Origin of the sequence: Peptoniphilus sp. GNH, assembly GCA_021307325.1 — a bacterium.
Taxonomy (GTDB): Bacteria; Bacillota; Clostridia; order Tissierellales; family Peptoniphilaceae; genus KA00134.
In genome coordinates, this window is sequence record CP089931.1 from 1,232,869 (window position 1) to 1,246,113 (window position 13,245).

15 protein-coding genes are annotated in these 13,245 nt (G+C 35.4%); 4 read left to right on the plus strand and 11 right to left on the minus strand.

From position 1 onward, the window contains the following. Window positions 1-19: 19 nt before the first annotated feature. The 8 genes from LV469_06100 to LV469_06135 form a co-directional block, all read right to left on the minus strand. Window positions 20-1,951: a DNA polymerase gene (locus LV469_06100; protein ID UHR02213.1), complete on the minus strand. Its 1,932-nt coding sequence runs from the start codon at window positions 1,949-1,951 to the stop codon at window positions 20-22. Beyond that, a complete protein-coding gene (locus LV469_06105; protein UHR02214.1) occupies window positions 1,926-2,126 on the minus strand; it encodes a hypothetical protein in 201 nt (66 codons plus the stop codon). Before LV469_06105 ends, LV469_06100 begins: the two co-directional genes overlap by 26 nt. A 9-nt stretch (window positions 2,127-2,135) precedes the next feature. Next, window positions 2,136-2,687 (minus strand): DUF2815 family protein, encoded by a 552-nt coding sequence (locus LV469_06110; protein ID UHR02215.1) that lies wholly within the window; start codon window positions 2,685-2,687, stop codon window positions 2,136-2,138. A 1-nt stretch (window position 2,688) separates the two neighbouring features. Further along, on the minus strand, window positions 2,689-3,801 hold the full coding sequence (locus LV469_06115) for a DUF2800 domain-containing protein (GenBank protein ID UHR02216.1): 1,113 nt from the start codon (window positions 3,799-3,801) through the stop codon (window positions 2,689-2,691). Next, on the minus strand, window positions 3,801-4,097 hold the full coding sequence (locus LV469_06120) for a hypothetical protein (GenBank protein ID UHR02217.1): 297 nt from the start codon (window positions 4,095-4,097) through the stop codon (window positions 3,801-3,803). Before LV469_06120 ends, LV469_06115 begins: the two co-directional genes overlap by 1 nt. Then, window positions 4,039-4,290, minus strand: a complete 252-nt coding sequence (locus LV469_06125) for a hypothetical protein (GenBank protein UHR02218.1) — start codon at window positions 4,288-4,290, stop codon at window positions 4,039-4,041. Before LV469_06125 ends, LV469_06120 begins: the two co-directional genes overlap by 59 nt. An 85-nt stretch (window positions 4,291-4,375) precedes the next feature. After that, window positions 4,376-4,963, minus strand: a complete 588-nt coding sequence (locus LV469_06130) for a sigma-70 family RNA polymerase sigma factor (GenBank protein ID UHR02219.1) — start codon at window positions 4,961-4,963, stop codon at window positions 4,376-4,378. 261 nt (window positions 4,964-5,224) lie between these two features. Next, on the minus strand, window positions 5,225-5,449 hold the full coding sequence (locus tag LV469_06135; GenBank protein ID UHR02220.1) for a hypothetical protein: 225 nt from the start codon (window positions 5,447-5,449) through the stop codon (window positions 5,225-5,227). A gap of 182 nt (window positions 5,450-5,631) precedes the next feature. Here LV469_06135 and LV469_06140 point away from each other — a divergent pair, with 182 nt between their 5' ends. Together LV469_06140 and LV469_06145 are read left to right on the plus strand one after the other, a co-directional pair. Further along, window positions 5,632-5,976 (plus strand): helix-turn-helix domain-containing protein, encoded by a 345-nt coding sequence (locus LV469_06140; GenBank protein UHR02221.1) that lies wholly within the window; start codon window positions 5,632-5,634, stop codon window positions 5,974-5,976. Window positions 5,977-5,978: 2 nt separating this feature from the next. Next, a complete protein-coding gene (locus LV469_06145) occupies window positions 5,979-7,274 on the plus strand; it encodes an ImmA/IrrE family metallo-endopeptidase (GenBank protein ID UHR02222.1) in 1,296 nt (431 codons plus the stop codon). Window positions 7,275-7,498: 224 nt separating this feature from the next. Here LV469_06145 and rlmD read toward each other — a convergent pair whose 3' ends face one another. After that, on the minus strand, window positions 7,499-8,830 hold the full coding sequence (gene rlmD / locus LV469_06150) for a 23S rRNA (uracil(1939)-C(5))-methyltransferase RlmD (GenBank protein ID UHR02223.1): 1,332 nt from the start codon (window positions 8,828-8,830) through the stop codon (window positions 7,499-7,501). 65 nt (window positions 8,831-8,895) lie between these two features. On the opposite strand from rlmD, the gene LV469_06155 reads away from it, so the two are divergent. Next, window positions 8,896-9,696, plus strand: coding sequence for a polysaccharide deacetylase family protein (locus LV469_06155; GenBank protein ID UHR02224.1), 801 nt, complete (start codon window positions 8,896-8,898; stop codon window positions 9,694-9,696). A gap of 33 nt (window positions 9,697-9,729) precedes the next feature. On the opposite strand, the gene LV469_06160 is transcribed toward LV469_06155, so the two are convergent. Together LV469_06160 and LV469_06165 are read right to left on the minus strand one after the other, a co-directional pair. Next, window positions 9,730-10,941, minus strand: a complete 1,212-nt coding sequence (locus tag LV469_06160; protein ID UHR02225.1) for an arginine deiminase — start codon at window positions 10,939-10,941, stop codon at window positions 9,730-9,732. Window positions 10,942-11,146: 205 nt separating this feature from the next. Further along, the gene (locus tag LV469_06165; GenBank protein ID UHR02226.1) at window positions 11,147-12,382 is read right to left on the minus strand and encodes a trypsin-like peptidase domain-containing protein; all 1,236 of its coding nucleotides are present in this window, start codon (window positions 12,380-12,382) and stop codon (window positions 11,147-11,149) included. 109 nt (window positions 12,383-12,491) lie between these two features. Here LV469_06165 and LV469_06170 point away from each other — a divergent pair, with 109 nt between their 5' ends. Next, on the plus strand, window positions 12,492-13,166 hold the full coding sequence (locus tag LV469_06170; GenBank protein UHR02227.1) for an MBL fold metallo-hydrolase: 675 nt from the start codon (window positions 12,492-12,494) through the stop codon (window positions 13,164-13,166). Window positions 13,167-13,245 lie beyond the last annotated feature (79 nt).

A 13,245-nucleotide genomic window follows, 5' to 3' on the forward strand; every position in this document is an offset into this window, starting at 1 on the left:
GAGATTTTTAACCCCCTCTTTAATCTTTTTTATAAAATTCACTTTCAAATCCATCTGCATCCAAGATAAGTCCATCCGCCCATTCTGGAACAACGGACATGATTTCATTTACTTCCTCGATACTAGATGAATCACTTTCTATTACAACTTCGTCATGGATATGCATGACGATATTAAATCCTTTCTTCTCAAGTCTCATCATAGCCTCTGCTAAAATATCTCTGGCTATTGCTTGAACTATATTCTCTACAAATTTACCACCATAGGATTCTATTTTGTCCCATTTATTTCCTACTACAATTCCTTCATAGACAATTGATTCTCCACCAAATCGATTCATCCCGATTTTTGCCTTTGGATAAGCAAGTCGTCTTTTTGAGGGTAGTTCTATGAATAGGATGCCTTTTTCATAGCTGATAACTAGGCTCTTATATTCTTCCTTAGTTCTAGTCTTTACAACTCTTTTTACGACTGAATCTATGTCCCACCAAAGACACACTATATTTGGATTAGCCTCTCGCCAGGAATCAACTATTGATTGAAGTTCATCTTCTGATAAACCCATCTCAATACCACCCATTGCTTTTAGAGCGCCTAAGGCCCCTTGATAACCACAGGCTAAAGTCGCTATCTTTCCTTTTTGTCTAAGATGTCCATTTATTCCGTGCTTTTCAACTTGCACTCCAAACATTCTTGATGCTGTTCTGCAATAAATGTCTTCTCCATTTTCAAATGCATCTAGTACCCATTGTTCTCCTGCAAGCCATGCAAGGACACGGGCCTCTATTGCTGAAAAGTCTGAAATAATAAACCTTGTGCCTTCTTTTGCTATAAAGGCTGTCCTTATTAATTGGGATAAAATATCAGACGGGGATTCATAGAGAATTTCCAAAGTTTCGTAATTTCCATTTTTTACAAGACTCCTAGCAAGCTCTAAATCCTTTAGATTGTTTCTCCTTAAGTTTTGAACTTGAATAAGTCTGCCTGAATATCTACCAGTTCTATTTGCCCCATAAAATTGGATCAGACCTCTTGCTCGATTGTCTTTTCCTTTTACATTTTTCATAGCATCATATTTTCTAACTGAGGACTTAGATAATTCTTGTCTAAGTTCCAATACTTCTTTTATGTCTCCTTCAGCATTTTTAAGAGCAGACTCTACATCTTTTTTAGCTAAGGAATCTATCTCTAATCCCTTTTTATTTAGCCATTCTTTTAGCTGTAAGGGAGAATTTGGATTTTCAAGACCAGTTAATTCTATGGCTCTGTCCATATTTTCTTCTCGTAATATTTCATCGAATTTAATTGCTGAATCAACTAAAACTTCATCAATTAAAATTCCTCTATCGTTGATATTCTGATCTATACAGTAGTTTTCCCATTCTGATTGAGGCATAGGAAAGGCTGATAGTTTTTTCTTTATAGCCATTTCTGTTTCCACATCTCTTTGGTTATATTCCATAAAGGTAGACCACTTTTCTAAATCATGATGTGGTAAATTTCTTGTCCTCATACCATTGGTCTTAGTAGGTTTACAAGGAATAGAGAAATATCTTATGAGAGCTTTCCCTTCATTCATCTTTTGTTTATCAAGTTTTAAAACCTCTCCTACTTTTTCAAGCGATAGAGGTAACCCTAGATAGGCTGACCAAATCATGGTGCAGTACCAACCTTGAGGTTTTAGCCTTTCGCCAAGGAATCTTGATAGGCACACTCTTTCAAAGTTTGCATTAAATGCCCACTTTTCAATAGATTCATCCTTTAATGCTTGTAATATTTCTTCATGAATAATCTCTCCACTTGCCAAATCTATTACCTTAACTTCTCCATCATCAATAGAATAGGCAAAGAGGAGGATTTCAAAATCCTCACTCTCGGCATATTTATATACACCACTTTTGCCTAAATCAAATGAAGAATAGGTCTCAAGATCTATGGACAATCTCTTCATAGCTATCACTAAGCTTTGTTAATTCTGCTAAATTATTTTTTCTATCTTCTTTTATTTGTTTTTCTATTTTTCTGATATCTCTATCTAGTTCTTTTAGCTGAGCTTGTAAAAATCCAAGCTTATACCATAAAAAGGACCAAATAGCTAAAACTATCGCTGTAATTAAATAGTCCATTTCTTCCTCCTATGCTAAGAAATCTTCGTCATCATCGTCCATGGCGTCAAAGTCATCTGCTGCATTAGACCTATTTCCTAGAGGTTGACCATCTCTTAGTTTTTGAATATTCCCTAGCCCAACCGCTACGCCTTTATTGCCATTTACATTGTAGGCGTAGAAGTTAAGAGATACCCTCGCATAAACTCCTGAGTAAACTTCACTTCTATCAAGAATTGGTTCTACATTTCTATCCACAATTTGAGGTGCTGTCATAGAGTTGGCATTTAAGAAGTATGCATCTGCATAAGCCTCATCATCTTTTTCTGTGTCACCATCTCTTAATGGAAGTTTGATTGACTTTTTATTTGGCTTCTTTCCATTGAATTTAGAAAGTCCTTCATCAATAGCAGCATCTACTGCTTTTTCAATCTTCTCAATTGTCTTTTGGTCGCTCTTTGGAATAATGACGGATACTGAGTATCTTTCTTTACCACCATTGATTGACTTTGGTTCCCAAACATTTGCATAGCTTAATCTAACTTCACCTGTAATTACTTTTGTTTTATTCATATTTGACATATTATTTACCTCCAAATTCTTCTTTAACATTGTCAATTTTTACTTCTTCTCGCTTGTCATCAATGCTTACTAAGGTTAACTTTCCTTTTGGTTTTTCTAATAAGTCGCTGATATTTTCATCAAAGACTTTCTTACCTAGTAACTTAGTCATAGCTGTGATGCCAAGTAACTTTTCTTCAAAGGGATTAAATCCCAGTTCTTTTACTTTGTTAATAACTTCATCTTCATCTCGGTATTTTCTATTAGATCTACCTTCGACAAGTTTTAGGTCTTTCCACTTATGACCTTTCATCGCTCTTTCCAAAGCGTAGGCCTTAATGTCTTTGGTCCACTGTTCCAGTTCATCTAGTTTTGGTAGAATCTCTTCAATTTCTTCATCTGATAGTTCTGGTGGTAGGGTAAATTCTTCTTGTGCTAGTCTCAGATTCTCTTCTGCCCTCTTCCTACATTTATTCTTAGCTTTACAGAATATGCACCATTCTCCACAAGAGAATTCTCCTTCGCCTCTATATGCTTTCTCCGCTATCTCTCGTACGGATTCTCCCCACTCATAAAGTTCTATCTTTTTAATTTCATAAGTTGAGATATTGCATCTTCTTGGTTGATAGATGTGAAGTACTACTTTCTCGATATCATAAATTCCATCAAAGAGAGTCAATGCACCAAGTCCGTATAACATGAGTTGTGAATTATCTTTAGCATCTACTAAAACTCCCTGACCATACTTTAGATCTATTACATGAAGTTCTTTTCCTCCAACAACTACACAGTCAGCTGTTCCAAATGACTCTTTAACATAGTCTGATAGGTCAAGTCTTTCTTCCACAAAGACGGCTGGGCTTTCGTATCTACTTATAACTTCTGCTACGTATGAGGCATATCCTTCAGTTAGCTCATCCATTTCTTCATCATAAAAATCCAAGTCATCAGTAGGATTTTTGATATTCAAGCCTAATAAATTCTTTAGTTTATACTCTGCTAAGGCATGAGCCGATGTGCCTTCAAGCGCATAAGGACTAACCTCATCTGCATATTTTTGAGAAAGCCTAACGCTTGGTGGGCAGTGAATCCAACGTGAACTACTTGAGGCAGACAATATTGCGTGAGCACTCATTAGAGTTTCTCCACATCTGCTACCAAGTCTTTATATTTACTTGGATCAATTTCAGATAACTTTTTAGCCCCATACTTTTCTAAGAGTTCTCTTATTTTAGCTGTATGACCTAATCTTGATTTATCGGCTAGTATCTTTCTAACATCTTCAATCTCATATGTCTTTTCTTCTTGCTTTACCTTTTCTTCTTTAGGCAGTTCCTCATCACTTTCTAATGCTGTGAGAAGGACACCTATACTAGATGCAAGATTCTCTGCATCTTCTTTGATTTCCATCAGTAGCTTTATTCTTGACACTTTTTTCTCCTTTCTCGATTTCTCTAACATCCACTGAATCAACTGTCATACCAGGGTCTAATAGATAAATTTGTCTGTAGTCTCCAAACAAAAATTTTATTAATCTGTTTGGAATTTTTCCGACTGCACCTTTAAGGACATTTGTCTTTTGTCCTTTCTCATTTGTTACATTGATGATTATTTTGTGCCTCATGTTTGCCTCCTTTCTGAAAGGGTCATCTCCCTTACAAATCACAGGCAAAGAAAAAGGACGAGTTTTTAACCTCGTCCTAAAATATTTAAAAATTATTTTTAATTGTCTCCTTCGCCTTGTCCAAATGTTTCTTAACCGCAGCTGAAGATATGTTCATTAAATCTGCAATTTCTGACTGCTTGTATCCGTCTACATACATCAACTTGATTACTAATCGCTGTTTATCCGTTAATAAAGAAAGTATATCTTCCATATGCTCCGACCATTCAAATTCTTCATTCATGTCTTTGAATTTAATAGTTGCTATTAATCTTTTATCTGGATCAATATCCCCATCGTTATCGAAATCAAGAGATAAGTTATAGTTTCTTGGGAATCTTTCCTCCACTTCTCCTTTTAACATGTCCTCATTAGGTTCATATCCATGACTCTTTTTAAAGTCGCTTATAAATTCTTGTTTCCACGCATCTATTCCAGCTTTCTCTTCTTTACTTCGTCCAGGTCTTAGATTCTTGTTGTTATAGTAAACTTCACTATCATCTAAAGCATGTAGTTTTTTGATGTCCACTTCTGTAATCCCATCTTCGCCTGGCTTTAATTCCAATTTTGTTTCATCTGCAAACCTATAAACATACGTGGTTCTTTCGTCCGATCTAGTCTTTCTAATTTTCAAAATATTCCTCGCTTTCTTGCCTGATAGCAAGGAGCGAGAAATACAAATATTACCTACAGTTTATGGAGCATAGTTGTCTTTGACCTAAAAAAGGCTATAAGAAACTAGAGGTACTCCATATACTTCTTTCAAAATTGATTGAAATTAGTTTATATGTGTATCTCACGCCCTTATAGCTAATCAGGCTTGATATAATTTGTAATAAAAAAAGCCTAATTCATCCGTTAAGATAAATTAGGCCGTCTTGCAGCTCTTAAAAATTTATGCTGATTTTTTGTAACTCTTTATGTCGTACTCTGTTTTATCTATTCTTTTAACTAAGGTGATACATCCACCTCTAGCTAGTTGAATACTTTGTCCTACTTCAAGTCTAACTTTAATTTCTTGTTTTTTATAGATATTTTGTAATATCCCAGTTTCCGCTTCAATTTTGCAAATAAGTTTATTATTTGCATCTTTTACTTCTTGAATTTCTTTAATAGGCATCTTCCTTTCTTTATATTTTGGCTTGTGATAAAATAACTTCTTCCTTATTGTTGATTTAATGGAACGCACAGCTTAAAAAAATATAGAAGTTATCTCGTTCCATCTATTCAACATAAATTATACCACAAGTGTTGATTTCGTGCAACACTTGTGGTATAATTTTATTACAAGGAGGAAGTTTTATGAAAGATACTTTGGGAAAGGTTATATCCAATAGACGTGAAGAACTAGGAATCTCTCAGCGTGAATTGGCAAAAAAAGTAAAAATTAGTAATTCTACTGTTTCGAGAATTGAAAACGATGATAAAATAACTCCAGATAATAACACTCTTAAGGCTATATCTGAAGTTCTACAAGTCGACTATAACTATCTGCTTGCCTTAAATAAGCAAATAGATGATGAACCAGAAATTCGTATTATTCAAAGAGCAGCAAGAAACATGGATCAAGGAAAAAAAGAAGAGATGTTAAAGGTATTAAAGAAGCATTTTGAAGAAGAATTTGGCGATGCAAATGGAGATATGTAATAGTGAGGTATGCTCCAGATTACAAGATTTCCCTAGAGAAATCATATGAATTATTGGAAGATGCCGAAATCTCTGAAATTCCTATTGATTTAAATAAAATTATTGATTGCTTTAGCAATGAAATCAGTGTAAAAACTTACTCTGAATATATGAATGATGCTAACTGTTCTTTACAAGATGTGATTGATTTTTTCGATAGCGATTTAGGTGCCTGTAGTTATAGGCACGATACAAATAAGTATATTATTTATTATAATGACGTAGATAAAACTGATAACTGGATTAGATTTACCATAGCTCATGAACTAGGACATATTTTTATTGGTCATCACCAAATGTATGGTGTTGATGTTCTATCCAGAAAAGGTGTTGGTAAACACAAATACGAAGAACTTGAAAAAGAAGCAAATAATTTTGCTAGGAATCTATTATCACCTGCACCTCTTGCTGAACAAGTTGTTATGTTTGAAAAAAAGAAAAATCCTAGCACACTATCTGATTTATTTAGCATAACTGTCCCAGCTGCTGAGGTTAGATTACAATATATTTCAAGAGACTTAAGAGATTTTTCTAATTCTATGCTTTCTTTCTTTAAAAACACATTTAATCCTCTCAGTATATATTGCCCTGAATGTGGTGTTGAACACGAAAAAGGAACAGACTATTGTGCTAATTGTGGTTCTAAATCTTTAGCTTTTGGATTTAAATATAAGCGTTTATCTGATAGTAACAATTCTATTAAGTATAGTACTTGTATTATATGTGGTCATAACAACTTTAATCGTCATGCAAAATTTTGTCCTATATGTGGGGTTCCTATATATAACTCTTGTTCTGATAACAAGGATCATGATGTTAAATTAACTGATTATTACTGCTCAACATGTGGAAGTCCCACTACAATGAAAGATTATATTAAAGAGATTACAGAAAAAAGAGGTGAAAGAGATATGCTTTATGAAGATGGTGTAGAATTTGATGAATCAACAATGAAAGTAAAAATTTGTCCTAAATGTGGAAACGAAGAATTTAGTGATGATGCATTATTTTGCAAAATATGTGGAACGAACTTATATAATGATTGTGAAGGAATTCATACTCAGAATTTTAATGGCTTTGATGATATTGGTGAAATACATCATAACCCAAGTAATGCCAGATACTGCGAAACTTGTGGGGCTAAAACAAGATTTTTTATAGATGGAATCTTATGCGACCACAGTGAATACAATAAAGATTTTACTGATGATTCTAATTCAGGATTTGATTTTCCAAGTGATGATCAGATTCCTTTCTAACTAAAAGAACTAGCCTATTTATTTTTGGCTAGCTCTTTTTTTAATATATTTTATATATCTATTCTGTTCACTCTCCCTATAAATATCTATCCTGTCTACACACCCCTACGATTTTTACTATTAATATGTTCCCACAAGGTATTTTTCAAATAGAAAAATGGCTTTTAGGATTTCTTCTAAAACCCCAAAAGCCATTGATTTCAACAGTCTTATAACCTCTTATATTATTTTCTTGACATCAATACTACACTCTCAACATGGCGGGTGCGGGGGAATTGGTTTAGGCCTTTTAAGGCTTTTATTTCGTAGCCTGCTTCTTTGAAGTCTTTTAGGTTATCGCAAAGGGTTTCGGGATTGCAGGATATATATAGGATTTCTTTTGGCTTATATTTTAGTAAATTTTCTATGGCTTTTTTCATGAGGCCTTCTCTTGGTGGGTCGACTATTGCAAGGTCCATGCCTGTTCCCTTTTCTTGCAAAAATTCTCCTACGTCCATTGCATAGAAGCTTATGTTTTCGTGTCCGTTTAAGATGGCATTTTCTCTTGCTGATTTTACTGCTTCTTCTACTATTTCACATCCTATTACTTCTTTGGCGTGCTTTGCTATGGATATGCCTATGGTGCCTGCGCCACAGTAAAGGTCATAGATTGTTTTGTCTTTGGGGTCAATCATATCTATTGCCATTCTAAATAGTTTTTCTGCTGATTGGGTGTTGGTTTGGAAGAAGGAGAAGGGGGATATTTTGTAGATGTTGTCTTCTATTTTGTCTTTTATATATCCTTCGCCATATAGTATTTCTACTTCTTGTGGGATTATAGCATCTGACCAGGAGTCATTTTTGGTCCAGATGATTGTTTTTATTTGTCCTTCTAATTCGAGTGATAAGAGGTAGTTTATGAAGCTTTTTTCTATTTCAGCCTCTCTTGTGGTTACTAGATTTACCATTATTTCTCTTGTAGAAAATCCCCTTCTTATTACAAGGTGTCTTAAAATCCCTTGGTGGGTCTTCCTGTTGTAGAAGCTAAAGCCTTTTTCGTCAAAATATTTTCTGACTTTTTCTCTTATTATGTCAAAATCTCTATGAACTATCTTGCATCCGTCAGTGTTTACTACTTCATAGAATCTGTCTTTTCTATGCAGGCCCAGGGCTAAGTCTGAACCCAGATATTCGTCTCCAAAGGTGTATTCCATTTTGTTTCTGTAGCCTTCATGCTCTGGGCTTTCTTGAAAGTCTAGGTCTGTTTCTATTGAGTTATTTTTTAGCAAGTCTTCTAGGAGTTTTTTCTTGTAATTATTTTCCGCCTTGTAGGAAAGAGTTTGGTAGCTGCATCCTCCACACAAATCGCTGTGAGGACAAGATGATTTTTCTTCTAGGTCTGATTTTTCTAAAATCTTTATGAGTTTTGCCTTTTTTCCCCTTGTTCTTTTTATTTCGACTTTTTGTCCTAGTATGGCTCCTTTAAATTTGTACTCCCTATCTTCGAATGTGCCAAAACCCCACGCTGGATATTCAATTTTTTCTACTTTTACTTGGATATTATTTTTTTTCTTCATATGACAATTGTATATTATTAGGTGATTTTATTAAACCGATATGATAGGATATTTTAGGTGATATTTTGAAAAAGAAATTTTTATTTGGCTTTATTGTAGTCATCTTATTGGGATTTATCGCTTTGAAATTTAGGATGGACTCGACTTTGAAAGTCATCACTTTTCACAGCGTAAGGGATAGCGATGAGTTTAATGAGTATGTTATGAAGCCTGAAAGATTTGAAAAAATTATAGAGGCTCTTTCGAATAGATCTTTTAAATTTCTTTCTATGAGAGATGTAAAAGATGCCCTTTCTAAAAAGTCTATTGATAAAAAATCCTTGCTAATTACCTTTGATGATGGCTACAAGGATAATTATACTAATGTCCTGCCTATTTTAAAAAAGTACAAGGCAAGAGCTACTGTTTTTGTGATTGGCTCCAAGGTCGGCACGCCGGGATATCTGTCATGGCAAGATATAAGAGAGATGTATGAGAGTGGATGTTTTGACATAGAGTCTCATTCTTACAATCTTCACGATCCTTTCTATGATGGCCCCAACAAGGGCAAGACTCTCATGAGTGCTCCTCTAGACGGGGAAAGTGACGAGCATTATTTTTTGAAGTTGAAAAATGATTTAATCTGGAATAACTCAGTGATTTATAGATATGGCACTTCTGATTTTCCTTTTGCTATTGCCTATCCAGGGTCCATGGTAAATGACATTATCTTTAAGGCGACTAGAGAGTCCGGCCTTGAGCTTGGCTTTGTCGGTGCCAAGAAGCTTCCTGGAAAGATAAATAAAATCAATCCCTTGGCGATACCTCGTATGCACGTAAAACCAAAGACCAATGTTTTTTTGTTGGTGAATTTTTTGAGTATGTAAAAAAAGACTACTTATTTAAAAGTAGTCTTTTTTTTATTCTCTTACAATTGGCATTGACATGCATCTGGGGCCTCCCCTTCCTCTTGAGAGCTCTCCAGATTTTATTATGTGAAGTTTTACTCCATAAGATTCTAAGATTTGATTGGTAACTACATTCCTATCATATACCACAACTTCACGCGGGCTTATTGCAAGGGTATTGTAGCCATCAGACCATTGTTCCCTTGACGCATCAAGAAGTCCTCCTTTTCCTTGACGGATTATATCAATTCTGTCGATTTCAAGATGTTTTTTCAAGACATCTTCTATCTTGGATTCTTCTTTTACTACGCTTATTTCTCCGTCTTTTAGACTTATTTCATAGATGCAAAGGGATTCTTCGATTTCTGGATGCAGGGTAAATAAATCCTTGTCGACCATAGTAAATACCGTATCCAAGTGCATAAAGGCTCTTTTCTTGGGAATGGAAAATACCAAAACTTTTTTGAAGTCTGAATGTCTTAGCACTCTTTTTGCAAACTCTTCTATGGCAACTGCTCCAGTCCTTTGAGATGTCCCCACTGCTATTACTTCTTTTGATAGTATGAGTATGTCCCCTCCTTCTATTGAGGCTGGCATATCTGGGGTATAGAGCAAATCTTGATCTGCAATTTTAAATTCATCGTGGTATTTGAAGATATATTTGCCAAAAATACTTTCCCGCTTTCTAGTCTTGGACCACATATTAAAAATGCCCACCGAATTTCCCACAAGTGAGAATGGATCCCTGGTATAGTAAAGATTGGGCATTGGTTTTGTCACAAAAAATGCGTCCTGATCCAAAATCTCGTGTAGATATCTTTTTTCATAGGGCTTAAGTTCTGATTTTCTCGTGCCTTCCATCATTTTGAGTACCAAGTCTTCTTGGGAAAGCTCCATTAACATATCTCTTAGAAAGGCCTTCTCTCTTTTGACCTCTATATCGGCTTGCTCTAAAAATTCTTCAATGAATTCTTTTTTTATTTCCTCATCCTTTATGGAATCTGCTGCGAGCTCTTCGAGATAATAAACTCTCGCTCCCTCATCTTCCAATACCTTGGCGAAATAATCATGCTCTTTTATGGCCGCATCTAAAAATGGTAACTCATCAAAAAGCAACTCATCCATGTGATCAGGTGCCAGATTGGTCAACTCCTTGCCTGGGCGATGTAGTATGACCTTTTTTAGTTTTCCAATTTCTGAAAAGTTTTGAATTTTATCATTCATTAAATCACCTTACTTTCATTTTACACTCATTGCTGAATCCGCTTTTTTACAAACCTGCAAAAATTTTAAATAGCATCTTCAAGTTCTTAATCTGTCAGTATTTTTAATTATATCATGAAGATGGCTTATAAATTATATAAAAATATAAAAATGCCCTCTTCACCATTTTTTCGGTAAAGAGGGCATGTCCTTATAGACCCTTTAACTATTTTATTGTAAAGACTTGGTCCTTGTTTTGGTCTTTAGAAATTTGATATTCTTCAAATTTTATTTCAAGTTCAACTTCTTTTCCGTCTCTTAGAACTTTAAATTTCATGGTGTCGCCTATCTTGGCCTTGTAGACTGCCGTTTTTAGGGAGTCTGTATTTACTACATCCACATCTCCTGCTTTGGTGATTATGTCTCCTGGCTTGATACCGCCCTTGTGGGCTGGTGAATCCTTGTAAACATTTATTACCAAAACGCCTTTTTCCGCTCCCAAATCCTTTCTCATAAATCTTTGGGCATCTTCGACATCGTATTGGTCAATGCCTAGAACTGGTGGCTTATAGGTGCCTGTTTCTAGCACTTCTTTTATTATTGGTTTTATTGAATTTATTGGAATAGAAAATCCAAGACCTTCTGCTGTTGACACTTTGACAGTATTCATACCTATCACCTCGCCATTTGCATTTAGCAAGGCTCCGCCAGAGTTTCCTCCATTGATGGCTGCATCTGTTTGGATAAGCCCTGTCATATATCCTCCGCCTGATACTTGACCGACAACTCTATTTAGACCAGATATAACTCCTGATGTTACAGATCTTTGAAAAGCAGGATCTATTGGATTACCTATTGCTACTGCCAAATCACCTATGGAAATTTTATCCGAATCTCCAAGGCTTGCTGGCACAAGTTCATGATCTGTTTTTACCTTTACTATGGCCACATCCAAGGTCCTATCTGTCCAGACGACTTTTCCGTCTACATAGGTGCCATCATCTAGCATTACCTTGCAATCTGTCACCTTTCCGTCATTTACCACGTGAGCATTTGTCAAGATGTATCCTTCTTTATTTAATATTATTCCAGAGCCAGTAGCAGGGATTTCTTGAGTTACCCTTCCAAAAAACATGGTGTCTTTTTCCTCTATCATAGTGGTTGTGATTCCTACTATTGATGGCATAGCCTTCTTGGCAACTGCCGATACCGGGCTTGTGGATGTGTTGACCACAAGTTTTTTAGACTCATCTTTTGCAGCGGCGCTTTGTATATTTTGTTCTGTTACTTGATATTTATATTTGAAATTTTCTGCAGCTGCAAAATATCCAAGCGAGCCTCCAACTGCTCCTCCGATAAGAGAGAGTACCAGAGCCAATATCACGCTTACTTTGCCCTTTTCTCTTTTCTTTTTTTTGTAGGTATATTCAAAATTTTGTAAATCATTTTTTTGATCTTCCATTTTATTTTCCCCTTTCATATCTATGGTACCCATTTTAATGGGTATATGTGTAATAGTTGTGATGAAAAATTATAAATTATAAGATAGATAAATGTTAATTGGAGGAAATATGCTAGTAAAATTCATTCACCACTCCTGTTTTACGATTGAACTGGAGGATAATTTTTTGGTCTTTGATTATTTTGGGAAGGGAAATCTCCGTCTACCTAGAGATAAAAAGGTTTATTTTATCTCATCTCATAGGCACGCAGACCACTTTGACAGGGTCATCTTTGATTATGATGCCAAGTGCTATATATTAAGCGACGATATAGAAGTGGATTCATCTTTTCCAAAAAATATCCGTCTAGTAAAGCCTCAAGATGAAATCGAGCTGGATGATTTAAAACTTCACTTTGAAGAGTCCACCGATGAGGGAGTCCTTTTGAGCTTGGAAGTTGAGAAAAGACATATCCTCTTTGCTGGCGACCACAATTGGTGGGTCTGGGATAGGTACTCTAAAGAAGAACACGAGAGGATGGAGATTTGGTTCAAGGGCGAAGTGGATAAGTTTAAGAAAGAAAACTTCGACCTTGTAATGGCTCCAGTTGACCCCCGTATGAAGGATGCGTATTGGCTCGCTGGCGATTATTACATCAAGACCCTAAGGCCCAAGCATTTTTTTCCTATGCATATGTGGGGCGAATTTTCCATATCTGAAAAATTCAAAAACAAGCTCCAATCAGACTACGACTTTTGTCAAATTCATGTAATTAAAAACGATGGTCAGGAATTTGAAATCTAATATAATAAAAGCCCCTCCACTACCCTTTTGGTATGGAGAGGCTTTTTTATCTTTGTTTTTTATCTTTGTTTTTTATTTT

Excerpts from the sequence above, each read along its gene's own strand:
- LV469_06100 (UHR02213.1), bottom strand. The coding sequence starts at position 1,951 with ATGAAGAGATTGTCCATAGATCTTGAGACCTATTCTTCATTTGATTTA.
- LV469_06105 (UHR02214.1), bottom strand. The coding sequence starts at position 2,126 with ATGGACTATTTAATTACAGCGATAGTTTTAGCTATTTGGTCCTTTTTA.
- LV469_06110 (UHR02215.1), bottom strand. The coding sequence starts at position 2,687 with ATGTCAAATATGAATAAAACAAAAGTAATTACAGGTGAAGTTAGATTA.
- LV469_06115 (UHR02216.1), bottom strand. The coding sequence starts at position 3,801 with ATGAGTGCTCACGCAATATTGTCTGCCTCAAGTAGTTCACGTTGGATT.
- LV469_06125 (UHR02218.1), bottom strand. The coding sequence starts at position 4,290 with ATGAGGCACAAAATAATCATCAATGTAACAAATGAGAAAGGACAAAAG.
- LV469_06135 (UHR02220.1), bottom strand. The coding sequence starts at position 5,449 with ATGCCTATTAAAGAAATTCAAGAAGTAAAAGATGCAAATAATAAACTT.
- LV469_06140 (UHR02221.1), top strand. The coding sequence starts at position 5,632 with ATGAAAGATACTTTGGGAAAGGTTATATCCAATAGACGTGAAGAACTA.
- rlmD (UHR02223.1), bottom strand. The coding sequence starts at position 8,830 with ATGAAGAAAAAAAATAATATCCAAGTAAAAGTAGAAAAAATTGAATAT.
- LV469_06160 (UHR02225.1), bottom strand. The coding sequence starts at position 10,941 with ATGAATGATAAAATTCAAAACTTTTCAGAAATTGGAAAACTAAAAAAG.
- LV469_06165 (UHR02226.1), bottom strand. The coding sequence starts at position 12,382 with ATGGAAGATCAAAAAAATGATTTACAAAATTTTGAATATACCTACAAA.
- LV469_06170 (UHR02227.1), top strand. The coding sequence starts at position 12,492 with ATGCTAGTAAAATTCATTCACCACTCCTGTTTTACGATTGAACTGGAG.